Below are 26,847 nucleotides of genomic sequence, written 5' to 3' on the forward strand. Positions count from 1 at the left end.
ATCAATATGACCAATTCCAATACCCACATAAAAAACATTTGTTTTCAATTAATTACAAAAAATCATTTAATCTTTCTAATTTTTATTCCGTTGATACCAACCATTCCATTTTTGGCAATGAAATCAATATTTAATCCGCTTTCGGTATAAATTATGGTTGAGAACTCATAGGCTGTCAACTCTCCTTTGATTTTTTTTGGATTCAGGTTCTCCGCTATATTTTGTCCATTAATCATTATATCAAATTCAGTTGTTCCAGATACATTAGCTTTATTGACATCATCCTCCTTGCCTAATTCATAAACTGAACTTTTTGATTTTATCGATAAGTCTGCCAGACAGAATGTTATTTCGTACTGACCAGAGGAAACATCTGCTTTGAAGCCTTTTACACCAATACGCTGAGTTTGAAACAACGGATCTTTTACTGTTTCTTTTATATTATCGGCAACGCCTTCGCGATATTCGATACGGTCATTTTGATTGACCAGAAATTTTCCACCAATAAAACCATAGCTTCCTTTTGTAAATTCCCTGTCCGGCATCCAAACTGCTTTTTCTTCTTCATCCAAGAAATACAAGGAACTACCAGCATTGACCCTTATAACATCACCAGTTTTCATTTGGTGCAAATCAGAGGGGATCAGATTAAAATCTATGGTATGATAGTCTTTTACAATTTCTCCATTCGAAGCGATCCCGGAAACTTCAATTAGGTTTTTTCCATTGCGAAAAGGGACATCCCATTCTGCAGAATAGTCATTTACTTTTTTTTGTCCCAACGAATTTCCATTGATTGATAATTCAGCTTCATCCGTATTTGCATAAATCACAATCTTTTTAGAAGCACTGCCTGGACTATTTCCAATCCCGCTATGATACTTCCAATTTTTCATTCCAATATTGATTACTGGTTTTTTCGCCAGAACAGCTTCATAAAAATAGAATGCATCTTTTGGTATTCTCCCATACGAAACAATTCCCTTATTATTAATAAATGGATTGGTATCGCCGCGATATGGCGAACTGAAATCGGCAAAATTCCAAACGAAAGAACCCGCCACAAAATCATTATTAAGAATACTTTTCAGCCATGCTTTATGTACCTGAGTCTGATATTCCAGTGAAAAATCAAATCTTCTCGGATTATCTGCGCGCAAACGGGGATCTGCTCCTGCTCCATATTCGGAAATCATTAAAGGCTTATTACCAGATAATATTTGCATTTTTTTTGCACTGACAATCAAGGAATCTGGTACTCCAAAGTACCAACCCAAGTATAAATTAGCCCCTATATAATCGCCAATCTTGTTTACTCCCGAGGATTCATAGCGATCGGTTTTGTAATGCATACTTTGCGTGGTAAATCGAAATGGATCTAGTGATTTTGCTTTTGCATTCAGGGAAGAAATAATTTTTTTAAGATAATTGTCATAATCATTACCCCGTTCAGAGCCTATACGTCCTTTTGCCAAAATACAGATTTCATTACTTAACCCCCATGAATAAATCGATGGATGATTATAATCCCGCGTAATCATCTCGGTCAGTACCTGATGGCAATTCCCTGAAAAAGCTTCCGACTCGGTAATTGAATTCACCAATGGTATTTCATCTAGTACTAAAATTCCCAAACGGTCACAGGCATTCAGAACTTCAGGATCTTGTGGATAATGCGAGCTGCGGTAACAATTTGCTCCCATTGCTTTCATCATTTCCAAGTCTTTAATCAGTAACTCATTGGAAACAGCACTACCAAGTCCTTCAAAATCCTGATGTTTACTGACTCCCGTAAGCTTTAAATGTTTTCCATTCAGGAAAAATCCTCTTTGGGGATCCATACTAAACCATCTAAATCCTAGTGGATTTACCACTTGATCTACGACACTTCCTGTTTCCAAATCCTTAATTTCTGAGACAACCGTGTACATTTTAGGCGAATCTGGCGACCAGAGTTCAGGAGTGTTTACTTTTCCAGCAAGACTTATTTCATTCACGCCAGAATTAGCCGAAAGCACCACATTTTTGGTAATCGTTTCAACTAGTTTCCCATTAGATGAAATGATACGATGTACCAATATCAACTTTCTGTTCTTATTAGTTTCATTCAATAAACGGGTTCGAATATTCAATCCCCCCATTTTTTCAGTCACATTTGGTGTGGAAATCAAAACTCCATTGGAACCATTATTTAATACATCAAAATGGATGGAATTAGTAACGATTAAAAAAGCATCACGATAAATCCCACCATAGAATGTAAAGTCCATTGATAAAGGTGCAATATTGTCATCAGATTCATTTGTAACTTCTAAATCAATTGTATTTGCTCCTGCTTTTACTGATTTACTTATATCAAAAGCAAATGTCGAATAACCTCCAATATGTTTCCCAATACTATTTCCATTTACAAAGAGAGTAGCAACCTGATTGACACCTTCGAAATATAAAAATATTTTCTTGTTATTAAGCTGATCCTGATTTAACTCAATATCTTTCTTATACTTAGCCACACCACGATAATACTCTTTACCATCTTTAGAATTGTCATTACTATTCCATGTATGAGGGAGATTAATTCTGGTAAAAGATTCTCCTTTTCCAATATTAAATTCCCAATTATTGTTTATTAACAACTGATTTCGGGTTATTTGTAAATTATTATTTTCTTTAGTCAAGACTGAGGTACTATGTTGACCTTTAAAATTTGACTGCCCATATATTAATCCACTGTAGCCCATTAAAAATAAAGCTAAAACCAGACATATCTTAGTTAGCCTATACTCAAATAATATTCTAAATTTCATACTAACTAAACTTATACTTTATTAAACATTAAAACAATAACTAGAGACTAATCTGGCTAAAAATGATACAGTCCCTGAATAAATTCATTCTTAAAAACAAGCTTAATAGGAATACATTTTGATCTTAAATATTTTCACTTCTCCGGGCTTAATTATAGCACAACATATTTTTGTTTGCCCCTTGCCATGATACTATTTCGTATGGTATCTTGCGTTTATTTCAAATCCCCTCTTTAATACTATTTCTCATACTCATATACTTTGATTTTAAATGCCTTAAAATCACCTACTGGAATAATGGGTCCACCAAAGGCGGTCTCGTCTCCATTGAGTAAATGAAATTGCATTTTACCATTTTCTACAATTATTTCTTCGACAGAAGCATAACCTACATTTGACTTATTTCTTGCATTTTGTGCAATTTTAACCATAACACCACCACCTCCTGCTACTAAAAATTCATTGTCAGCTAATTTTATTATAAGTAAACCAGCAGCACTCTGATTACCTTCTCCTTTAAGGCTCGCATCAACTCCAACTAAGTCTCCTGTGTTTTTAGAGGAATACCTTTCAGCAACGATATCCAAATCAGCCATCTCAATCTTCGCAGATCCTTCGCCTTGCTGTAGTAATAGCCCTGTCATCTTCTCGGTGTTTCTATTTTCTAGTATGAAAGAAGAAATATTCTTTAAACAATTATATGCCCTCTGAATTGAAAAATCTTTAGGATCAGCAGTAAGCAGTAATCCTCCTCCATCTATTCCAAAAGGAGAATATCCTAAAGCATGATATTTTCCAAAAGCATAAAAAGCTCTGGCCGCTCCCTCATAATCTACTGTTGTTTCAGGAATAAATAAAGGATTTCCAGATTTGGTAAATTCCTCGCACATCCAGTCAAATTCTTTCACTGCATAAATATCCGGTGCAAAAAAATCAATCGATGGTGCACCTGCCCGCCATATATCAAACACATGAGGCAATGGACCACCTGAGGGATATCTTCCCGGACGTCCCCCTTTTTTCTTGAGCCAAGCATTTGCATACATTGGGATTGAATATTGCTTTTTTCCTTGCTTTGCAATTTCACCAACATATTTTGCATAATTCCAGGCCATAAAAAGCTCTTCGGTATAAAATGAAAAATTAGTTTTCCAATCTTTGGAATCTAATTCTTCGCCTTTCCCAAAAATTTCTTCCCAGGTTCCCACCTTTTTATAACCATTGGCAGCCCATACTTTTAATAATGCTGGGTGTAAACTGTTTTTATTCTTAAGAAGATAATTCATTAATTCATCAGGAACTTTACTATTGAAAGCTGTATTAGCTTTAGCACTGTAATCTCTGCTTGAGGCCAAAACTCCAATTTCATTTTCCACTTGAACTGAAATTACAGTGTGGTCTCTCTGATCAACTTCTTTAATATGCTTCATCAATGCTGAAAATGCCAGGGTATCGCTCTTAAGTGAGTTTTCACCAAAAGTAGAAAGCGCATTTCTGGTTTCCCCTTCAGTATTTCTTATTAATGGAAAACGTTTGTAGTCATTCTTTACCCATAAAGGAGTATAAGTTGACAATCCATTTTTCCAGCTACCAAACCATAAGAGAATTAACTTCAAATTTTGCTTTCTGGCCCCATTAATCATCACGTCTACCAATGAAAAATCAAAAGTCCCTTCCTTTTTCTCAATCATTTCCCATGAAACAGCAGCCAAAACTGTATTCAGATTCTTTTGTGCCATACGCTCCCAAATAGGTTCCATGTATGCAGCACTTCCTGTACTTGAGTTATGTAACTCTCCTGATAACATTAAAAAAGGCTTGTCATCAACTATTAATTCCGTTTTCCCGCCAACTTTCTTAAGATAAGGTGCGCTATATTTTTGACAATTAGCATTAGTTATGATAAAAAATGCTATAAAAAAAAGTATTTGTTTCATACAAATTAAATTTGAATATTCTTGATTTAAATATGTTTCTTTAAAAATTCAGCACTTAGCTGAAAAGACTTTACAGGTGAGTTGTCCACCCAATTTCTATGTGTTTCCAAAATAATTGCTTTCACACCATTCTTTTTTGCAGATTCAATTAATGCCTTTAGGTTTATGTTTCCATACCCTAATTCCATTCCGTCCGATTTCACTATTGATCCTTTACTGCCTTTCATCCTCGTTCCACGATCATTAATGTGATATAATTTCATTCTATCGCCAAGAGTTTCCATTAAGGCAACAGCATCACAACCAGCTTCTATAGCCCAATAGGAATCAAATTCAAAGTTCACATATTGTGGATTTGTTTTTTCCAGCAATAACTGATATGCTGTCTTACCCGATTCTAATCTACGAAACTCACAATTGTGATTATGATATAGGAGTTGCACATTAGCTGCATCCAACAGTTTACCTGCCTGATTTAATTTGTTTGCCAACTCGTTCACTGCCTGTTGGCTGGAATAATCATACCGAAACATTCCTGTAACAATAATGTAATCTGTTTGATATGCTCTAGCTTCTTCAATTATTTTAAGAGGATCTTTCAAAATACTTCTCAAATCTTCATGAATACCTACAACTAACAAACCCGATTCCGCTATCAACTTTTTCCAGTCAAGACGTCCGCTAAATCCTATTGGCATCCCTGCAAGTTTGGTTAAAAGAGGAACAATCAAAGGCATTTTTTTTATCATAAAACCATTCAGTTCTATAGCCTCATATCCTGATTCCTTAACTGCCCGTAATGTTTCCCTTGCTTTTTTTTCACTGCCTAACACAGTCCGAAGCTGAAACTGTTGGATTGCCTGAATTGCCATCGGTTTTGTCTACTTAATTAAAAAATGACTAATGTTATAATCTTATTTCAAACTCATGTACACCAGATCCTATCTCCATTTTAGAGTTATTGAATGAATTATTATTTTCTAATACCCCTCCATTCTTTACACCAATAATATGGACATTTGCAGGTAATACTATTTTAGCTGTAGTATTTGCAGGTAATTTGACTTTCAGTACTGCTTTATTATCTGGAAGAATTTTCCATTCCGATGAAATTTCACCATATACAGACTTGTATTCACCTTTTGCCTGGGTAATCTTTCCAGACTTGTCAAATACGGGACTGATGATAATTTTCTTGAATCCAGCTGCATTAGGGTCTGCATTAATACCTGCCATTGAACGATAAATCCATTCCACAACAGATCCAAAAGCATAATGATTATAAGAATTCATTGATGCTTCCACTTTATCACTATCCCAACGTTCCCACCAAGTAGTTGCTCCATTCTTAATCATGTACCCCCAAGATGGATAGGTATCATTAAGCAATAATCGATAAGCTACATCCGCTCTTCCATTCTCTGACAATGCAAAAAGTAAATAAGGAGTTCCCAAAAATCCTGTTGACAAATGCCAATTATGTGCTTCAATCGCTTTTACCAATTTTTCCGTTACAGTTGCTTTTAGAGCATCAGGAACCATTCCGGTATGCAAAGCAATGACATAAGAAGTTTGGCTTCCAGATCCTACCTTTCCATCAGCAGCTATAAATTCTTTTTGAAAAGCCTCTTTTATTTTCTCCCTTAACTCCAAATATTTTTTTGCTTCATCCTCTTTTCCTATTGCAGTTGCCATCTGGGACATCATATTGGCTGTCATAGCCCAAAGACCTGTACTAATTAAATTATTCTGCGTAGTTGTATCTGGAGCTAACCAATCCCCTAAGTATCCTCCAGGACGAATATAATTTTTACTCATCGCTGCCACATAATCCATATAACGAACCATTGCAGGCCAGTTTTCGTGAATAACACTCTTGTCTCCATACTGCATCCAAGATCCCCAAGGAACAACTACTCCTGCATCTTCCCAGCCTGGCGAACCATTTTTTCTGTTATTTTTGGGTACAGCAGGTGCCGTGTTTGTAAATCCACCATCCACGGTTTGTTCGTCTTTGATATCTTTCATCCACTTATGTGTGAAAGCTGCAATATCATAGTTATAGGTTCCTGTTCTCCAAAAAACCTGGCCATCTCCCGTGTATCCCATTCTTTCGTCCCGCTGAGGACAGTCTGTTGGCACACTAATAAAATTGCCACGTTGCCCCCAGATACCTAGTGAATACATATTGTTTATTAAAGTACTTGATGTATTTACAAAACCTGTAACCTCATCTACAGAACTTATAACTTCGGCAACAACAGACTTGTCTGTAAGTTGCCCCGGAAAACCGGATATTTCAATATATCTAAAACCATGAAAGGTAAAATGAGGGATAAATTCTTCTTCTCCTTTTCCTTTGAGTACATAGTTGTCTGTTGCAGTTGCATTTCGAAGATTATCAACAAACAAGCTGTCTTTTGAACTCAATTTTTCAGCAAATCGCATTTTTACTTGTGTCCCAGCCTCTCCTTTTACCTTTAATCGTGTCCAACCTACAAGGTTTTGTCCCATATCAATAATCCATCGATGATCTCCGGTTTTACGAATTTCAACTGGCTTTACCGTTTGTGTTACCTTAACTGTATTGTTTACCTGAGGTGACAGATTATTATAACTGCCTTCCATAACACTAACAGAACTCCAACCTTTGTCATTAAATCCTAAATTATTCCAGCCATTTTGTTCTAATCTGGCATCGTAAAATTCCCCTGCATATATCTCTGACATTAAAATTGGGGAAGAATTTGATTTCCAGGAATCATCTGTTACAATTTTATCTTTTGTCCCATCAGTATAGCTTACATGAATCTCTGCCAATAACTTATTTGAAGTCATATTATAAAGATCATACTCTCCATTCCACCCAAACGGACTGCCGTACCAACCGTCTCCTAACAAAGAACCAGCGACATTTTGGCCTTTTTTCAACAAGGCAGTTATATCGTAAGTTTGATAGGTTAATCTTTTATTATAATTGGTAAACTCTGGTGTCAACACATTATTTCCAATGCGCTGTCCATTAACATACATTCTATAAGTACCTAATGCAGAAACGTATAACCGTGCTGATGCTACTGTCTTTTTCACATTAAAAGCTCTACGCATATATGATGCTGACTCTGAAAGTGGTCCTGGATCTAAACCGAATTTAGGTTCATTCAATTCTCCTACTACTTTAGGCGATTTCCAATCAACCTCATTATTATTTCTAGAAACCCAATTACTGCTAGAAGTTGGAAACTTAATAATTTTTCCATCCTTTTCTTCCATTCTTAATACTGCTGCAAAAGCAGAATAATTGCCAGGATATGCTTTACCTGTGCTTTGTGAAAATGAAGCTGTTCTTACACTTGAAACTTTCACATCAATTACATTTTCTCCTAATTTCAAATATCCAATGAGTTCCTGACGTTCAAACGTTTGCCAAGCTTTACTCTTTGTAACAACCAATTTACCATTTACAAATAACTGATAATCACCTCTTGCAACAGTCTGCAAACTAGCAGTCTTTGGTAACTCATCAAGATTTATTTTGAGACGAAAAAATGCCTTCGTTTTTGACGGTACATCTGTTGCATCTTGATTTGCTAACCAAATCCATCTCATATTTTCACGATCTGACTTTACTTCATTATGAGTATCTGAAATCCATTTAGCACTCCAGTCCTTAGTATTTAAAATTCCCATTTCCCAAAAAGCCGAGTCTGACCACAAGGAAACATTCCCCTTGTTATCCCATACCCTAACTGTCCAATAATATCTTTTTTGGGATTCTACTTTTGGTCCCGCATAAGGTATAGATACCGATTCACCACCTAAAATTTTTCCACTGTTCCAAACATCACATTTATTTTCCGTTAAAAACTTTGGACTTGTTGAAACAATTATCTGATAAGCTGTTTGTAAATAATTATTTTGAGATGTGCTTGATTGCCATGATAAACTTGGATTCAAATTTCCAATACCCATAGGGTTTACCAAATAATCACATCTGAGATTAACGGGTACAGTTTGTTTTTCAGAAATAGAGTTATTCCCTTTTACCTGAAAAACAGCAAACAACATTATCCAAAAGGCGAAAATGCCCAACTTAATAGTTTTCTTATTATAAATCATAGTTCAATTATTTTAAAAACATCTAAACAAAATTCTATTTCTTCCAAACAAAACTTGCCTGCATTACCTCCTCTGAATTTGTGCCGATGTACACGTTAAACTTTCCTGACTCCCAATCCCATTTCAATTGACTGTTATAAAATTTCAAATTTTCAGGAGTAATCAAAAAAGTCAACTCCTTAGTCTCTCCAGGTAATAAAAATACTTTCTGAAACATTTTTAGTTCTTTTACAGGACGTGTAACCGATGCTACCGGGTCGTTTAGGTAAAATTGTACCGTTTCTTCTCCTGCATATTTACCACTATTGGTAATTTTGATAGTAGCTTTCAGTGTTTTATTATTTCCTGTAAGCAATTCATCACTCAACACTATTTTATCATAGGTAAATGTGGTATAACTCAAACCGTAACCGAAAGGATATAAAGGAGAATTTTTCATATCAAGATAATTAGATACAAAGTTTTCTTTCTTTCCCTCGGTATAAGGTCGTCCTGTATTTTTATGATTGTAATAAATTGGAATCTGCCCAACAGAACGTGGAAATGTCATTGTCAATTTTCCTGAAGGATTATAATTACCAAATAATACATCAGCCAATGCACTTCCTGCTTCATTACCTAAACGCCAAGTCTCCAATACGGCATCTGCATAAGGCAAATCTTCTTCAATAGTCAATGGACGTCCATTAACCAAAACCAAAATAACAGGTTTGCCTGCTGCTTTCAAAGCTCTCAAAAGCTTTCTCTGGCACTCTGGTATTGAAATATCAGTAAAGCTTTTTGCTTCACCAGACATTGTTTTAGATTCTCCAAGAACGGCTACAATTACATCCGATTTTTTAGCAACTTCAAGAGCTTCAGCTTGTAATTTTTGCTGTTCTTCTTCATTATAGTAACTACGTGTTTTCTGGATAAAAACTGTATTATCAGTAGACAGACTTCCTGCACTAAAGACCACATTAGGATTTTGATTTTTTATCCCATCTAAAAATGAAACAACAGTATTGGTTTCTCCTGCAAAAGCCCACATACTTGACATTTCTGCCTGATCATTACCCCATGGCCCAATAAGGGCAATCTTGGTATTTTTCTTCAGTGGTAAAGTCATATTCTCATTTTTTAGAAGAACTATTGACTTAAGTGCTGCATCTTTTGCAACCTTGATATTTTGCTCTGTCAAGAAAGTTTTTTCAGCTTTTTCAAGGTTGAAATTACGATACGGATTTTCAAAAAGGCCTAATTTATATTTTGCTTCCAGTACTCTTCGGCAGGCAACATCGACTTGTGCCAAAGTAATCTTCTTTTCTTTCAACAATTCAGCCATAGCCGCTCTCATACTTTCACTTGCCATATCCATATCCACCCCTGCATTTAGTGCAATTTCGGCAGCCTGTTTATAATCTTCAGCTACTCCGTGAGCTATCATTTCCTGAATGGCATTAAAATCAGTAACCACAAAACCTTTAAACCCCCATTGCTTGCGCAACAAATCAGTTAGTAACCATTTATTACCAGTAGCAGGAACACCATCAATATCATTGAATGAAGTCATTATACTTCCTGCACCTGCATCAATGGCTGCTTTATATGGCGGAAGATAATTCTGATACATAGTCAAACGACTCATATCAGTTGTATTATAATCTCTTCCAGCCTCTGCAGCTCCATACATCCCAAAATGTTTAACGCATGCCATTAAAGAAGTTTCATTTCGCAAATTAGTTCCCTGGTATCCTTTCACCATGGCTGCTCCAACTAATCCCCCAAGATAAGGGTCTTCTCCAGCACCTTCCATAACTCTACCCCAGCGGGGATCCCTCGTTATATCAACCATAGGAGAATACGTCCAGTTGTAACCTGCGGCAGAAGCTTCAGTGGCGGCTACACGGGCAGTTTCCTCAATAAGAGTTGTATCCCATGAACAAGAAAGGCCAAGAGGAATAGGAAAAATTGTTTTGTATCCATGAATAATATCCAAACCATTTAAAAACGGAATTTTCAAGCGCGTACTATCGGCAAGAATTGCTCTGGAATGGACCGATTTTGGGGTCCCCAAAATTGCATAAACATTTCCTGCAGAACCATCTTTCAATTTTTCAAATGTATTCTTGGTTGCAAAAGGACCCGTTCTGGAAACTGGAGTAACCAGATTCATCTGTCCGAGTTTTTCTTCCAAAGTCATTTTTTTCATTAATGCCGTGATAAAAGCATTCATTTTTTTATCATCACTATTCTGGCTCTGTGCAGAAATAGTACTGAACAGCAGAGAAAAAAGAAGACATATACTATGAAATTGTGTGTGTTTCATTTATTTTATAAATTATATTTAAAACCTAACAATACCATACTAAAGTCTGGTTAGCTTGATACCACTTATAATTGGCTGTCCGGTTATAGCTTTAAAATCAACTCGAATTCCTTTGCCATTCTTAACTTCGATGGTATATGTTTTAATAGAAGCTGTAAGCGAACTAGAAAGTTCGAATAAATCAAATGTAGAGAGCACCTCTTCATTATTTATGCTGACATTGAATACTCTTTTACCGGCTTCACTTTCCTGCAGTTCACAAAATTGTAAATCAATTTCGTAACGACCGTCCGGTACATCAAACTTATAGGCTTCCATACCTAATCTAGCTGTTTGAAAAAGTGGATCAATAGTGGTAGCTTTGACATTATGAGGCATATTTAAAGTCGTTTTTTTTGTTAAATCAACACCAATATGTCCCCAGCCACCTTCTCGATAGGCTTGATCCGGTTGATAAATCACACGGTTATCAGGATCGGTAAAAAAACATTTTGAACCTGCATTTACGGCTACAACCAATTCCTTGTCCTTACTGCTTCGCAAATCATAAGGTAGAACTTTGAAATTAACGATACACACATCTTTCTGATTTCCTGAAATTAATTCGAGAATATTTTTGCCGTCTTCAAAAGGGACTTCATAAACAGCAGTAAAATCAACTACTTTTTGTTTACCAACCGATTTACCATTAACCAATAATTCCACTTCAGGCAAATTGGAAAATATTTTGACTTGTTGTTTTGCGAAATTTTCGTTTATTGAAGCAGAAGTTCCGATACGATCGACCCAATCTCTAGAAGCTATATAAAGCACTGGCTTTTTAGTAAGTGCTGCTTGTAGAAAATAATAGATATCTTTAGGCTTACGGTTATATCGAACTATACCTTTGTTATTGATTCCAGGCATAGATTCTCCTCGTTTAGACACTCCAAAATCAATAAAATTCCAAATAGATGAACCAATCACAAAAGGCCTTTCAAGGATTTGTTTCAGATAAGAAGCGTGAAATAGCTGTTGGTATTCCATACTGAAATCATAGCTTTCCGGGCTTAGACTATGAAGGCGTGTATCAGATCCGCTACCATATTCACTTACTATTAAAGGACGATTTGGATATTTAGTATTTTCTTCATCTAAAAATTTCCCAAAATCAGCAAGTGTTGCTCGATACCATCCCTCATAACGATTCCATCCAACAATATTAGGCAAATCACCCAGTCCTTTTTTATTGTAAAGCGGACTTGCGTGAAAAGCCAGCCCCGTAAGTCTATTAGGATCTTCTTTATGACATAATGCTTCCAATTCCTTATGTAACTCGCCAAGTGCATCAGAATAACCGCCAATTAATATCTCATTAGAATAACCCCAAAGCATAACAGATGGATGATTATAATGCTGTCTGATCATCTCGGTCAAATTAATACGACAGTTTTCAAAAAACTCTTTTGTAGGAGTAATTGCGTTTACAATGGGTATTTCTTCCCAAGCTATCAATCCTAGCTTATCACATTCTTCCAGCACGGAAGGATCCTGGGGATAATGAGATATTCGGATATAATTTGCCCCCATTTCCTTAATCAGTTTAATATCATAACGGTTCAAATCATTACTCAACGCATTTCCTAACCCTTCATAATCCTGATGGCGACAGGCACCGATTAATTTTATAGGTTTCCCATTAAGCATGAATCCTTGCTTTGTATCAGCACTGAACCAACGAAACCCAAGAGGATTGTCTATCAAATCTAAAATTGCTCCTGTTTTTTCTTCAATAATTTGGGTCTTTACACGATAAAGATAAGGAGAATCTGGAGACCATAATTTTGGTGTTGTTATTTTTCCAGACAACGCTGTAAAAGGAGTATTTTTTCCAGATTCGACTTTTAATTTTGAGATTAATTCTTTAACTATTTTCCCTTCGGCATCAACAATTATATTTTTAATCTTTACCGATAATGCATTTAATCCCTCGTTTTTGATTTCGCCCCAAATCTTTACACTCGCTGATTCGTTGCTTACTTCAGGCGTTTCTACAAATACACCTTTCGAACCATAGTTGTCGTTGCGAAAATGTACCTGATTATATTCTTCCAAATAAACATCTCGATAAATACCTCCCCAGAAATTAAAATCAGCACTAAAAGCTGAGGGAGCGATAGAAGGATTGAGAGTATTATCAACTTTAACCGCAATTTGATTTACTGCTTTATTCCCTTTATTTAAATATGATGTAACATCAAACCTAAAACCAGAATAACCACCCTGATGTCTTCCCACTTGTTTTCCGTTCACAAATACATATACATCCTGCAAGGCACCTTCAAAATACAGACAATATTTTTTATCCTGACTAATTTTACTGATCATTTTTTTTCGATACCAGCCAATTCCCTGATAATAATTAATCCCTTTCATGGCGTCATCAGCATTCCATGTATGTGGTAGATTTACAATATCCCAATTTTGGTCATTGAATGCTGCATCCTGTGCCGAATTAACATCACTTCTTTCAAAACGCCAGTATTCATTAATTGTTTCTAACTTTCGCTGCGCATTTATAGTCATAAATGGGCTTAACAAAAGCATTATAAAAATTGCTTTTTTCATATTTTTTGTTGGTAGTTTGGTTGTCTACTATTTTTTTGTGGTTGTTGGAACTTTTATAACAATTTCCCCTTTCGTTATTCCGGCTTCATTAAAAGTGTCAATTGTGAAATAATAATCCTGAAGCGCATTAAGACTATGAATAGTCAATGAGTTTGCACCCAAAACCTGATAATTCAGGTATAACTTATCGGGAGCTGTTCCATAGCGAATGTTGTAACCTGTTGCTCTCTCTTTTTTAGACCAGTTAAGCGTCGTGGTACATGCATCAGCAATATCACGTACCGCTGTAAAAGTTGTAACTGCTTCAGTTTTATTTGCATTAGCCTTACCAAAGACACGAAAATCGGAAATTGCAAACTTCCCATCCGGAACATGATAATTAGTGATCCGAATGTAACGGGCAGATATGGCTGATTGTAATTCGACATAATCATGAGGAGCATCAGAAGTGTTTTTTGTTTTATCTACAATCGTTTTCCAGGTTATCTTATCATTAGAATACTCAAGTAAATATTGATGATAAATAGATGGTGATCGTTCCGTAATATTGGTAGCTTCATCATAATAATTTATTTGAACGCTGCTAACTTTACATTTATTCTGTAAATCAATCATTAACCATTCTCCTTTATCACCAGTTTTGGCACTCCAATAATCTTGAATGTTTTCATTGCTTGCGTATGCTTTTGAATGTCCTTCCAATTCAGAAGAAACCTCAATTGGTTTATTATAAGAAAGTAACATGGCAGAAGGTTGATAATCCTCAGGGCCATTCATCTTTTTGTTTGGAACAGTATGTGGAAAATCCCCAAATCCGGTATAGGTATAAAACACGTTATCTTTATCAAAAAAAGCAGGAAACAATCCTATTCTTCTTTCGAAACGATGTTTTAAACCCACTAACATGGTAACTGCATGCCAGTAATTACCATATTTGTCCTGAAAAGTACTGCTATGCCCAGCTGAGCAAACAAATCCTTCAGGTTTGTATGAAAACGGATTATTATCAGCTAATTTGAATGGACCTAATGGCTGTTCGCTAATGAATAATCCATCACTATAGCTTTTATATTGAGTCCCCGGAGCAGCATATTGCAAGAAATACTTTCCATCATGTTTGGTCATCCAGGCTCCTTCTAAAAAGGGTCTTTTCTGTTCCGTATTGTAGTCACCGGTTCTTTCCCATCCATTTAGTTTTGGATTGGTATTTAAAAGGTTCTTTTCTTCCCCTATTGGATTAAATGTATTTTTATCTAATTCTATTCCACGGATGGGTTTCGAATTTGTCAATCCGTGGTACAGATAGAGTCGTCCATCATCGTCCAAAAATAAACAGGGATCTCCTGCATATATATCTAAAGAATCTTTTACAATTTGCCAACGCCCGCTCATTGGATCTGACGACTTATAAATTCTACGATCTAAAGCCATAAAATAAACTTCCTCATTCATTACTAAAGCAGTTGGTGCATAATCTTCCAATGGAAGATCAGGACTTGTAATAAAAGACCAATTCAACAAATTATCTGAAACCCAATATCCTCCCGATTTAGAAGCAAATAAATAGTATTTGCCTTTGTACAATACCATTGTTGGATCAGCCGCTTCACGACGAGATGGTAACTCAGGTTGAAACCTATAACTCAGGTTTATTGGATTACAAAAAGCAGTTCGTTTAATTTCCTTTTGAGCACTGATTTTCAATGAACCGAAGAAAATCAAAATATAAAAAGCTCTTTTTATTATAGTTGTTTTCATAATTGATTCTTTCTAACATATTAAATTAATTTCTAAAAATGAGTTCATCTTAATTGCTTAACATAACTATATAAAGAAACCATCCCATTAATCCAATGGAATATTTTTGATAAACACATTGCTGTTTTATCTGAATTTAAATAAATGATATTTAGTTAATTAAATATATTATTTACAAATAATATAGAATAAAGATTGATTGAATAATTCCAATCAGGAATAGGTGAGGATTTAAAAAAACTATTATTTAGGACAAAAAACGCTATAAAAAAATAAGTAGGAAATCATAAGGGTGCTTTTAAAAAGTCACCCTTATTAACTAACTAACTAACAAACCATTTTTTTTAACTAAGGACTATTTAGCCTTTTTCAACGACACGTGTAGCCGTAGTATCAAACATATCCATAGTACTACCTGTCAAATGATTATCATCTACCTTTTCTAGATAGATATACACATCATAACCGTTTGCTTTGAAATACACAGTAACAGATTTTTCTTTTTCATCTACTCTTGAAAAAACATTATCACTTCCTGAGCTAGTCATTGCTATTAACGAACCCGTCAATTTTCCTTCTGCATTTCTTTTCAAAATTATGGTAGATTTACCATCACCCCCAGGAGTTCCAACAGTTAAACATTCCCATTTACCAACAAAGAAATCTGTTTTTTTATCTTGCGCTTTTACAGTAACTGATACCAACATAAGTAAAGCAGCTGCGAACATCATTTTAATTGTTTTCATAATAATAGTATTTAAATTAAAGTTATTTTTTTTTGAATTTGACAGCACTTTATAATAGTGCTGTCAAATTTTAAAATGTAAAATTGATTGTTTAGAATTTATATTGTAAAGTTAACTCAAATGTTCTTGGACGAATACCACTCGCTACAATAGTACGATTAGTAAAAGGAGCAGCATCAGTAATTTGATCAGCACCTTGTATCTTACCTTTCACACCTTGCTGATTCAAGAAGTTCGTTACCTGTAGTTTCAAGTTGATATCACGACTTACACGGTAGTCAACACCTCCAAAGTTTTCCCACCATCCGTTATAATAAAGTACATTTGTAGGGTTACCATATTGTTTTCCAAAATAACGTAAACTTGCCCAAAGCCTAATACCATTTTTCAAAGAGTAACTCGGATCAATTTCCATTAACACTCCTGATAATTCAGGAATATATTTACCGCCATAGTCATATGTAGTCCCATAAGCAGAATACGAATAATTTTGGTATTTAGGTGCTTGAACAGTCAACAAATAATGAATAGAAAAGTTTTTGAATGGATTTGCCATAATATCAGTAGTCCATCCCACTGTACTTAGATCATAAATAATTGGATCAAAAGTTGTTCTTTCAGATTGATTAGCAGGGTTAGTTACCGATTGACTAGCTCTAATATTATCTTTAGAGATATAAGTTAACTTAGATACCAGTTGCATGCTATTCCCTAAATTATAAAAAATACCACCACCAAAGTTTTTTACGTTTGTTTGAAATTCTTTACCCTCAGTTTGCATAGGTTTTGCACCTGGAGTTGATGGATCAGGAATAGGATTCCCATTTGCATCTCTAAAAGCATAGTCCCAATAACGCTCATACCATGAGTTATAAGTAGCATCTCCTACAACACCAAACTGACCCGTTATTTTATACACAAAATTAAAAGCTCCTACTTTATTCAATCGATTTGAGAAATCTTTGCTGATTAAAGGTCTATCCTTTACAAAATCATTGATATAGGGATTTGTTTTATCACTAATTGTTTGGTTTTCTAAACGAATTCCAAAACCTACATCTAATCTTTTTCCTAATTTAAAATCATCCGTTGCATATAAAGCCAGCTTTTTGTATTTATCATTTGTAGCACTTCCATATCCACCGGCAGATGCAGGCATCAAACTATGATCATTAGTAGCTTTTACAGACATATTAAATGCCGGAACAAAAACATACATATCCAAAAGTTTAGGATTAGCTTCAACTGTTTGGAAATACAAACCTGAATTAACATTATATTGTCTATGAGTGTAGAGTTGATTAAGTCCAAAACGAACATCGTGTACACCAAACTTTTTAGTCAATTCCACTCTGGTAAATATTGAATTATTTTTAGACTGTGGTATCATCTGTGAAGAAACCATTTGTGCAGAACCAGTATAAGCATTAGACGTACCAGCATATTTAAAACTCCAATTACTTGCAGCAGCACGATCCGGGTCATAAACACCAAGAGTTAAAGGAAACGTTATTGCCAAGGGGCTATTTACATCCTGATACATTGTTGAATACGTCATATTCCAACCACCAGAAAATTTATGTTCTCCTGTTAAATATAAAGAATTGGAGTTTGTACGAGAAAATTTACTACTGTTTAGATCAGCATAAGAGGCTACACCTGTATTATAATCATAATAAGGTATCTTACCAGTCTCCAGAATATACGAATCTGTTCCTAACTCAAAATTACTCAAAGGAGTAGTCTTACCGTTTCCATTATAGGTCAATGGACTATAATTGGTTACTACTGACTGAACATTAATAGATTTATAAAGCAAACGCACATTTCCTTTGCTGTATTTTTTCTGAATGGCAAATTTAAGCATTGTCGTATTGTCATTCCATGGGGTAAATTTATAATTAGTCCCATTACCTCTGTCAAAATTCTTGTAGGCATCCACCATATATCCCCATCCTTTTTTTCCAAGAGGTCCAGTTAGCGTTAAATCATATCTGGACGCTCCAAATGAATTTACATATACAGACCCAAATCCTTTCAATTTAGTACTGGCATCCCTATCAGAGCTTTTCACAGCATATCCTACTTTACCTGTCGTGATTGCACTTTCGGCAAAAGACATTAGTCCCATTTTAGACAAACTGTTATCCATTCTCCAAGAAGTAGTTGGGATTGTTGGATAAAAGTAATATACAACAGGAAGATCATTTTCTAAGATAACAACATCTCCAGTGAATGGTAAACCGATGTTTACATTTCGCGGACCGATATTACTATCTGCATTTAACATTACATTTCTATTTTTTTCTTCTTTTTTATTAGTAGAAGTTGAATCTGAAACTTGTTGATTTTTATTTTTATCCACTTTTTGTGCCATCAAACCATTTGATAATGAAAAAATGGAAATCACACACATGGATAATAAATGTTTTGTTTTCATAATAATATTTCTAAAATTAAATATTGTTTTAAAATAAGTTTAAGCGTCTAAATGAAGTCAATAATTAACTTTAACTGTCATTTAGTAAAAGAACGAGAATCTTTTTCATAATAATTTTTAAAATTTTCAAACGGTTAGTAATAGTTCTATTAAGTTGTTTCCAAACTTTTATCTTGGTTAACAAATTTATATCGTGAACTCATCAAAACTGTTTCGATTTATTTTCCCAATAAAAAAACATGTTCTTTTGGATTGGGAATCTTGTACACTTAACTCGGAATACTGAATTACAAGGGATTAACGCTCTATTTAAAACAACAAGTACAAATTGTACGGATGAAAAAAATTTTACTTTAAATAAAAAAAAGTAAATAAAATTACACATACACTAAAAATAATCATAAAAAAACAAACATTTAATTATCCTTAAAATCACAAAAACAACTAAAAAAACCTCTCAAGCACTCAAAATCACTTATCAGATAAACCAAAATAAATAATTCATTAGATTTTAGACAGGATTACCCTTGCAATACAACCCTCTTTTTTCATAATTACTCACACCCTAAAGCATAAAAAAAAACAGTAGTAAACTTAAGTTCACTACTGTCTAAAATTGTATTCCATTTTACTAATCCTAAATCACTTTTCCGGATCAGAGACAATGATTTTTTTATATTCACTAGGAGTCTGTTGCGTATACTTTTTAAAAAAAATATTAAATGCTGTTTTAGAATTGAAACCACATTCATAAGCTATTGCAATAATTGACCAGTTACTATATTCTTTATTCATTAACAATTGCTTTGCATATTCAATCCTGTATTCATTTACAAAAACATAAAAATTTTTGCCAAGATATTCATTAAGAACTTCAGATAATTGATGCTTTGAAATTGATGTTTGAGATGCTAATTTTGCAATAGACAATTCACTATCCTTCCATACTTTTGAATCGTCCATATACTTTATAAGATTTTCCACATAGCTCTTAGCATCCTCTTTTTTCAAGCCTGATTTCACATATTTACCAGATGACACCTCTTCAAAATCAGATTCACCATCTGAATCAGTTTGGGTACCTGATATCAATTGTTTTTGATGAAAACCCCAAATACTCAATGTATAAACGTGGATAAGCTCTAATATATGCCTGAAAATATAAACTTTAGTATTAATCATACCTTGTTCATACAAAACACTACTAATTATTATCAATAATATTAAAAGAACAAACAGAATTATCATTACAAATAGCCAATCAAGGCTTATCTTATACGAATTAAACGAATAGTTATCTTTAATTTGCTTTTTAAATTGTATTACAATTGTCAAAGCTTTTATAACATAATACGTTATGAGTGAAATAAAAATCCACCCGTAAATCATCCTCAACAATTTATATTTTTCATAAAACAATTCAGCCGAAATTGAATTATTTTCCGGTTGAAGCTTCAAAATCAAGAACACAAGTATTAAAGAAATGGATGGTATTGCGTGTAAGTAATCGCGTGGATTAAATTTATTAAAATCCTTAGTTATATATTTTGTATACAAAAACAACAATGGAGCACACATCATCCTAAGACTTAATGACAAAAACCATCTACGCGAAGGCAGTATACCATAATGTTGAAGTATATCAAACCCAAAGGTCAATGCAAAAACCATTAACAACACACATAGTATTATCGATGCAATTTTCATTGGTCTTTTTGTCAAGATCATTATTATTGCAAAAATTGATTGTGAAAACCCTATGTATGATAATATTAAATCCATAATTCAATGTAATTTTTTTATTCTTATTAATCATCTACGCTATAATTATCAGCTTGTTAAAAAACAACGAATTCGTTAATAAAATTAACATTAATTTCGTTATTATCAATAATTTTTACTTTCCAATATCTTTTGTATTTCTCATCCTAAAATAAGCCTACAAAAAAGCCTCCTGTAAAGGAGGCCAATATTATTGTAACAAGATTGCTATACTGAGCTATCTAATAAATGAGATTAATGGGAACAGACAAATTCTTATTTAGAAGTACCTTGCATTCATCAAATTTAGGGATTGACCAAACTTTTTCAAGCCTAGTAAATCCATATCCCTCTTTAGGTATACCAATAAGGTTTGTGTTACATTTTTTATCCCCATTTTCATCATGATAAATTGCAATAGCATATTCTCCTTCTGGCAGATTCTTTATAACATATCTGCCTTTTACCCCATCATTTTTGAAATCAATCACTTTAAATTCATAACCTATTTTGGTAAATGAGGATTTATTTTTACTATCGTAAACTGAAACATGAATTCCTCCATCAGAATTCTTAATATTTGGCAGTGTAATGGTTAAATTATGTTTCTGTCCATAAACACTGCATACTAATACTGATAATAAAATTGTTAATCTTGTTTTCATTTTTAATTTGAGTTATAGAATATTAATAAAAAGTTCCCTAAACCTCTATTGAATTTTCTAACTTTTGAACTTTCAAATCTTCGTGACTAGAAAACCATCCGTTAACTTTCAACCTCATTTTCTCGATAATCATATACATCGATGGAACTAAAACCAAGGTCAGCAATAAAGAGCTGGTCAATCCTCCAATAATTACCCAGGCCATACCATTTTTTACCTCAGCACCAGCTCCATGTGCCAATGCAATAGGCAACATACCCACAATCATAGCAATTGTGGTCATTAAAATCGGACGCAAACGCTCCTTCCCAGCCTCAACCAATGCTTCTGTAACAGATAAGCCTTCACTTCTTAATTGATTAGTAAAGTCAACTATTAAAATTCCATTTTTGGCTACAAGTCCCAATAACATAATTAAACCTACTATTGCAAAAATTGTTAAAGACTCCATGGTCAAGGCCAGAGCTAAAAGAGCCCCGATAATGGCTACCGGTATGGAAAATAATACTACAAACGGATATACAACACTTTCGTACAAAGCGACCATAATAAGATACACCAGAAGAATACCTAATAGCATAGCAAAACCTAAGCTTCCAAAAGCTTCTTTCTGGTTTTTGGCATCTCCCAAATAATCAATTGTAACTCCTTGTGGCAGAGTAACAGTCTCCAATTTCTTTTGAATATCAGCAACTATAGTACCACTAGGACGGCCAACAGCAGCAGAAGTCACTTTAATTGTATTTAATTTATCTGTTCTCTCAAGCACCGCCTGCCCCAATGTTTCCCTAACATCGGCCACTTGATCCAACCTTACAACTGCACCTGAATTATTTTTAATTGTCAACTGTTTAACGTTATCAATATCCATTCGATCAGCTTTTTCAAGAGTCAAATTAACAGGATATTCTTCTCCGCTTTCCTTATATTTTGTTTGATTATCTCCCCTAAAGGCTAATTGAACAGCATTACCCACTTCAGGGATAGTCAACCCATACTGAGAAACCCTTTCTCTGTTTAAATCTATAGAAATTTCCGATTTTGGATTTTTAGTACTGTATTCCACATAATCTGTTCCAGGTGTTTTGGCTACAATAGCACGCACCAATCGAGCAGCTTTCCATATCGAATCCATATCTGTACCCTTAACTGCTATCTGAATTGGAAGTGAGATTGTACCGGCAATAGTTGTCGGCATTATGCTTACTTTTATACCAGGAATATTAGCCGATTCATTTCTAATTTTCGCTCCAAAATCTTCTGTCGAAATTTCACGTTCTTCCTTGTCTACCAATGTTACAGCTAATTCTGCAACATTACTGCTGGACGAACTTCCTCCTGTTGAACCACTTTGTGTTCCTACATTAGTAAAAACCTTAACTACTTCTGGTTGAGAAAGCAACAATTGTTCTACTTTTTTTACTCTCTGATTGGTTAAATACAAGGGAGTTTGAGGAGAAGTTTCTAATTGCAGGGTAAATTCCCCTCTATCCCCATTACCGGAAAAAGAAGACCCAATAAAACCCTTACCCAATAATGTAAAGGAACCAATCATCAACACGAAAACACCTCCTAAAATCCACCTTTTATGTCCTAAACTCCAAATTAAAATACGACCGTAACTTTCTTTTAACCTATCCAAAAAGGCTTCAAAACCAATATTCAATCTACCCATAAAAGTATTTTTATTCAATACTTCTAATTTTCCCCATTTTGAAGCTAACAATGGTGTTAAGGTAAACGACACGAATAAACTCATTAAAGTAGAAAAAACAACAACCAAAGCAAATTCTCTAAGGATATTACCAATAAGACCTCCTGCAAATGAAAGAGGCACGAAAACTACAACATCCACCAAAGTAATTGCCATTGCAGTAAATCCAATCTCATTACGTCCTTTAAGCGAAGCTTCGACCTTATCTTTACCCATTTCCATATGACGATATATATTTTCCAGAACCACGATACTATCATCCACAAGAATACCCACAACAAGCGAAAGCCCCATTAATGTCATCAGATTTAAAGAAAACCCAAAAACATACATCAATATAAATGTCGGTATCATTGCAGAAGGAATCGCAACCAATACAAACATTGAACTCCTCAAACTATGCAGGAACAACAACATTACTCCTCCTACAATCAAAATAGCCAAGAATAAATCATGCATAACTGCATCTGCAGATGCGAGCGTATATACAGATTGGTCAGCAGCGATTACATAATTAAAACCTTGTTTTGCAAATTCCTGCTTTATACTTTCTAATTTTGTTTTTACTTGCTGACTTACTTCAACTGCATTAGCATCAGCCTGTTTATTAATCTGAATACCAATTCCCGACACTCCATTAATCCTATTTATAGTTGTTGGTTCTGTTTGTGTATCTGTAATTGCCGCAACATCTTTTAATAATATACGGCTTCCATCAGCATTCTCCCTGATGATTAAATTGCGCATATCTTCTACTTTTGAAGTTTTTGCATCTAATCGAATGGAATATCGGCTACTGTTAGACTCAATACTACCGGCAGGATAAGAAGTATTACTATTAGCAATAATTTGATTCACCTGGTTGGAAGAAACCCCATACGATTGTAGCTTATCATTATCTAATGTAACCTGAATTTCTCTTTCATTACCTCCAATCAATGTAACTTGACCGACACCACTAACATTCTCAATCAGTGGTTTTATTTTATTATCTACTAAATCATATAATTCAGAATCACTCAACTTACCAGTAACACTAATTCGTAATATTGGCATTTCATCTGTACTAAATTTTCTAACTAATGGCTCATCAGCATTTAAAGGTAATTTCGATTTTATTTCATTAATTTTTCGCTCAGCATCTCTTTGAGCTTTGTTCATATCAAAACCTGATTTTAATTCAATAGTTACCACTGAAACACCTTCCTGAGAAACAGACGAAACAGTATTAACACCTTCAATTGTGGACACAGCTTCTTCTACCGGCTTTGTCACACTATTTTGAATTTCATCTGACGAAGCTCCTCTATATACCGTTTGTACCGAAACTACATTTGCCTCAAATTTTGGCAAAAGATTGTAATCTAATTGTTTATATGTGATCCATCCGAAAAGAATCAATGTAACAAAGATTACAGTAATTAGTAAAGGTCTTTTTATGGATAATTCTGTAATTGACATCTTATATTTTTTTATGGTTAGAACAGCAACAACTGATTCTTTTTAACATTCTCAATAGAATATTAATTATCAGCAATTTTCTTAATTTTACTTCCTGATGTTAAGTTGATTTGTCCGGTTACAATAACTTCATCACCTTCGTCCAATCCACCTAAAACCTCTATTTGCTCTCCAAATTCACGTCCAACAGTAATTACTCTTTGGACAGCTTTATTAGCAGAAACCACATATACATATGGATTTTTAGTTCCTTCCACAAGAGCTATTTTCGGTATTTGTAACACATCTGACTGAACACCTAAATTAAAATTAACCTTAATATATGTTCCGGCTTTTAGAATGGCCGACTTATTACTCACTGTAAGTTCAACACGGTAATTGTGATTTTCATCGCCAACCGGAGAGATATAACTTATTTTACCTCCAAAACTTTTACCTTGTAAAACATCAGCAGTGATCTCAGCATTTTGACTTAATTTCAATCTATAAACATCTTTTTCACTCACAAAAACCACTGCTTTTAAATTGTAAATATCAACAACCTTTGCAATCGGAGCTCCAATATTGATATATTCACCTACCTCGGCACTCTTAGCTGTAACTACACCGTTAATCGGAGCTTTAATAGCTGCGTCACCTAGTTGTTGATTTACCTGTGACAACTTAATACGAGCACTTTCCAAGATACGTTCAGCATCTTTTACACTTTGAGCAGTCCCAGCATTTCCTTCAAACAAATCTTTATTGAGCTGATAATCTTTTTGGGCTTTTGCAAGAACTTCTTTTGCATCTTTAAGATTGATTTGTTGCTGACGGGTATCTACAGTACCTATAACTTGACCCGTAGAAAGAACTGAACCTAAAGCAATACGAAGACTAGTTATTTTACCTGAAGTTACAGCTGCGATATCAGCTTCCTTTGAAGGCTCTAATGTAGCTGGTAATTCAAGATTTGCCGATACTTTTTGTTTTGACACCTCTGCAACTGTAACAGCTACCTGAATAGCTGAACGATCTATTGCTACATTTTTTGCATCAATAGCTTTTTTGTTTTCACTTAAAACAAAGCCTACTAAAACAAAAAGTAACAATACACTTGATATTACAATAATTTTCTTTTTCATTATAGTTTTAAATTATGATTATAGTTGATTTACAAAATTGCTTATAGATCCTTTTGCCTTTTCATATAGCAAACGATTAGTAATCAAATTATATAAGGAAGAAAAATAATTTGATTGAGCCTGCTGATAGGAAAAATCAGCATTCAACAAATCAGAGAGTAAAGAAACCCCTTTGTTATATTCAAACACACCGGTTTCATATACACTCTTTGATAAATCCATATTACTTTTATTTGAATTCAATGTTGCAATGTTCTCTTGTAATTGCTTATTGGCATTCTGAAACTGCAACTCAAATTTCCCAATACTTAAATTAAAATCTTCTTTAGCATTCTCCAGTTCCAAGCGACTTTGCTGTAATTGCGAATGCTTACGCATCCCACTGAATATAGGGACATTTGCTTTCAAACCAATAGCTGAAAAATTTTTCCAATTACTTACTGCTGCATCCAATTCATTTCCGAAAGCCTGTTGTCCATTCCTGATATATCCTGAAATAGTAGGTAAATAAGCCGCTTGTTTTCTCTTTACATCAATTTCCTTCAAAGCAATGTTTTGAGATTGTAATTTGTAATCAACAAGACTCTTTACATCCAAACTATCATTTGTAAATTGTAAATATTTAGTATAATCAAGACTCTCCTCTATAGTAAAAGATGTCTCTTGAGGCATACCCATTTCATTCTTAAGAGAAGCATAAGCTACATTAATATTCGTTTGAATCTGTTTTTGTTTTGCTTTGATATCATTAAGCTGAACCATTACTCTATCCAAATCTACCTTTTTAGCCACTCCTTTCTCTAAACGAAATTTAGAAATAGCAAACAACTCATCATATTGCTTTTCATTAGCAAAAAGCATTTTTTGTTGCTCTTTCAACAAAAGAATTTGAGAATAAGCTGTTGCCGTATTATAAATCAGATCCTCATTGTTTTTTTGACGTTTTAGTTCGGCAATAATTTTGGCAGGAGCACCCGCTTTTATTCCATAAATCAACGCCTGATCATAAATAGTCTGATCCAATTGTAATACAGCTGTAGTATTAAACTTATTTCCAAATTGCACTTGAACATCCTGATTACTCCCAAACATAGCACCTGGCAAAACTGTTGTCTGGCGTTTTATATTATCATCCAATGAAAAAGAGCCACTTACCTGTGGTAAATAGTCTGCCAAAGCTTCCTTTGACCTACTCTTAGCAATTTTAATTTCATTCAAATAAATCGCATTACTTCCGTGATTTTTTAAACTATAATCTATAGACTCCTTTAAACTAAAAACCTTCTGTGCATAAGTCGGGATTCCTAATAAAAAGCAGGAGACTAAGCTTAAGACATTTTTTTTATTCATAATTAAACTTATTTTTTTTAGTTCTTAACAAAAAGAACCAAAGAGGTAAA

At 34.2% G+C, this 26,847-nt stretch carries 14 protein-coding genes; all 14 read right to left on the reverse strand.

The window, feature by feature from the left end; all coding sequences use genetic code 11:
• Nucleotides 1-62: 62 nt before the first annotated feature.
• On the reverse strand, nucleotides 63-2,678 hold the full coding sequence (locus tag EOD40_RS00685; protein WP_164905427.1) for a glycoside hydrolase family 2 TIM barrel-domain containing protein: 2,616 nt from the start codon (nucleotides 2,676-2,678) through the stop codon (nucleotides 63-65).
• A gap of 368 nt (nucleotides 2,679-3,046) precedes the next feature.
• Nucleotides 3,047-4,744 carry a GH35 family beta-galactosidase gene (locus tag EOD40_RS00690; RefSeq protein WP_128192980.1) on the reverse strand — a complete coding sequence of 566 codons (1,698 nt, stop codon included), beginning with the start codon at nucleotides 4,742-4,744 and terminating at the stop codon, nucleotides 3,047-3,049.
• A gap of 26 nt (nucleotides 4,745-4,770) precedes the next feature.
• The gene (locus EOD40_RS00695; protein ID WP_128192981.1) at nucleotides 4,771-5,616 is read right to left on the reverse strand and encodes a sugar phosphate isomerase/epimerase family protein; all 846 of its coding nucleotides are present in this window, start codon (nucleotides 5,614-5,616) and stop codon (nucleotides 4,771-4,773) included.
• A 34-nt stretch (nucleotides 5,617-5,650) separates the two neighbouring features.
• Nucleotides 5,651-8,863 (reverse strand): alpha-L-rhamnosidase, encoded by a 3,213-nt coding sequence (locus tag EOD40_RS00700; protein ID WP_128192982.1) that lies wholly within the window; start codon nucleotides 8,861-8,863, stop codon nucleotides 5,651-5,653.
• Between the two features lie 34 nt (nucleotides 8,864-8,897).
• Nucleotides 8,898-11,171: a beta-glucosidase BglX gene (gene bglX, locus EOD40_RS00705; protein WP_128192983.1), complete on the reverse strand. Its 2,274-nt coding sequence runs from the start codon at nucleotides 11,169-11,171 to the stop codon at nucleotides 8,898-8,900.
• Between the two features lie 39 nt (nucleotides 11,172-11,210).
• Nucleotides 11,211-13,778 (reverse strand): glycoside hydrolase family 2 TIM barrel-domain containing protein, encoded by a 2,568-nt coding sequence (locus EOD40_RS00710; RefSeq protein WP_128192984.1) that lies wholly within the window; start codon nucleotides 13,776-13,778, stop codon nucleotides 11,211-11,213.
• 27 nt (nucleotides 13,779-13,805) lie between these two features.
• Nucleotides 13,806-15,536, reverse strand: coding sequence for a family 43 glycosylhydrolase (locus EOD40_RS00715; protein ID WP_128192985.1), 1,731 nt, complete (start codon nucleotides 15,534-15,536; stop codon nucleotides 13,806-13,808).
• A 359-nt stretch (nucleotides 15,537-15,895) separates the two neighbouring features.
• On the reverse strand, nucleotides 15,896-16,267 hold the full coding sequence (locus tag EOD40_RS00720; protein ID WP_128192986.1) for a hypothetical protein: 372 nt from the start codon (nucleotides 16,265-16,267) through the stop codon (nucleotides 15,896-15,898).
• 106 nt (nucleotides 16,268-16,373) lie between these two features.
• On the reverse strand, nucleotides 16,374-18,722 hold the full coding sequence (locus tag EOD40_RS00725; RefSeq protein WP_128192987.1) for a TonB-dependent receptor: 2,349 nt from the start codon (nucleotides 18,720-18,722) through the stop codon (nucleotides 16,374-16,376).
• 642 nt (nucleotides 18,723-19,364) lie between these two features.
• Nucleotides 19,365-20,504, reverse strand: a complete 1,140-nt coding sequence (locus EOD40_RS00730; RefSeq protein WP_128192988.1) for a helix-turn-helix domain-containing protein — start codon at nucleotides 20,502-20,504, stop codon at nucleotides 19,365-19,367.
• A 221-nt stretch (nucleotides 20,505-20,725) separates the two neighbouring features.
• Complete coding sequence (locus EOD40_RS00735) at nucleotides 20,726-21,148, reverse strand: DUF2141 domain-containing protein (protein WP_128192989.1); 423 nt, start codon at nucleotides 21,146-21,148, stop codon at nucleotides 20,726-20,728.
• A gap of 37 nt (nucleotides 21,149-21,185) precedes the next feature.
• Nucleotides 21,186-24,323: an efflux RND transporter permease subunit gene (locus tag EOD40_RS00740; protein WP_128192990.1), complete on the reverse strand. Its 3,138-nt coding sequence runs from the start codon at nucleotides 24,321-24,323 to the stop codon at nucleotides 21,186-21,188.
• A gap of 62 nt (nucleotides 24,324-24,385) precedes the next feature.
• The gene (locus EOD40_RS00745) at nucleotides 24,386-25,447 is read right to left on the reverse strand and encodes an efflux RND transporter periplasmic adaptor subunit (protein WP_128192991.1); all 1,062 of its coding nucleotides are present in this window, start codon (nucleotides 25,445-25,447) and stop codon (nucleotides 24,386-24,388) included.
• Nucleotides 25,448-25,465: 18 nt separating this feature from the next.
• Nucleotides 25,466-26,797, reverse strand: coding sequence for a TolC family protein (locus tag EOD40_RS00750; protein WP_128192992.1), 1,332 nt, complete (start codon nucleotides 26,795-26,797; stop codon nucleotides 25,466-25,468).
• Between the last annotated feature and the right edge of the window lie 50 nt (nucleotides 26,798-26,847).

Origin of the sequence: Flavobacterium sufflavum, assembly GCF_004016525.1 — a bacterium.
In the GTDB taxonomy this organism is placed as follows: Bacteria; Bacteroidota; Bacteroidia; order Flavobacteriales; family Flavobacteriaceae; genus Flavobacterium; species Flavobacterium sufflavum.

Bases quoted from the DNA above. Each gene is read 5' to 3' on its own strand.
- EOD40_RS00745 (WP_128192991.1), bottom strand. From the start codon at position 25,447: ATGAAAAAGAAAATTATTGTAATATCAAGTGTATTGTTACTTTTTGTT.
- EOD40_RS00730 (WP_128192988.1), bottom strand. From the start codon at position 20,504: ATGGATTTAATATTATCATACATAGGGTTTTCACAATCAATTTTTGCA.
- EOD40_RS00695 (WP_128192981.1), bottom strand. From the start codon at position 5,616: ATGGCAATTCAGGCAATCCAACAGTTTCAGCTTCGGACTGTGTTAGGC.
- EOD40_RS00735 (WP_128192989.1), bottom strand. From the start codon at position 21,148: ATGAAAACAAGATTAACAATTTTATTATCAGTATTAGTATGCAGTGTT.
- EOD40_RS00720 (WP_128192986.1), bottom strand. From the start codon at position 16,267: ATGATGTTCGCAGCTGCTTTACTTATGTTGGTATCAGTTACTGTAAAA.
- EOD40_RS00715 (WP_128192985.1), bottom strand. From the start codon at position 15,536: ATGAAAACAACTATAATAAAAAGAGCTTTTTATATTTTGATTTTCTTC.
- EOD40_RS00690 (WP_128192980.1), bottom strand. From the start codon at position 4,744: ATGAAACAAATACTTTTTTTTATAGCATTTTTTATCATAACTAATGCT.
- EOD40_RS00700 (WP_128192982.1), bottom strand. From the start codon at position 8,863: ATGATTTATAATAAGAAAACTATTAAGTTGGGCATTTTCGCCTTTTGG.
- EOD40_RS00710 (WP_128192984.1), bottom strand. From the start codon at position 13,778: ATGAAAAAAGCAATTTTTATAATGCTTTTGTTAAGCCCATTTATGACT.
- EOD40_RS00725 (WP_128192987.1), bottom strand. From the start codon at position 18,722: ATGAAAACAAAACATTTATTATCCATGTGTGTGATTTCCATTTTTTCA.
- bglX (WP_128192983.1), bottom strand. From the start codon at position 11,171: ATGAAACACACACAATTTCATAGTATATGTCTTCTTTTTTCTCTGCTG.
- EOD40_RS00750 (WP_128192992.1), bottom strand. From the start codon at position 26,797: ATGAATAAAAAAAATGTCTTAAGCTTAGTCTCCTGCTTTTTATTAGGA.
- EOD40_RS00740 (WP_128192990.1), bottom strand. From the start codon at position 24,323: ATGTCAATTACAGAATTATCCATAAAAAGACCTTTACTAATTACTGTA.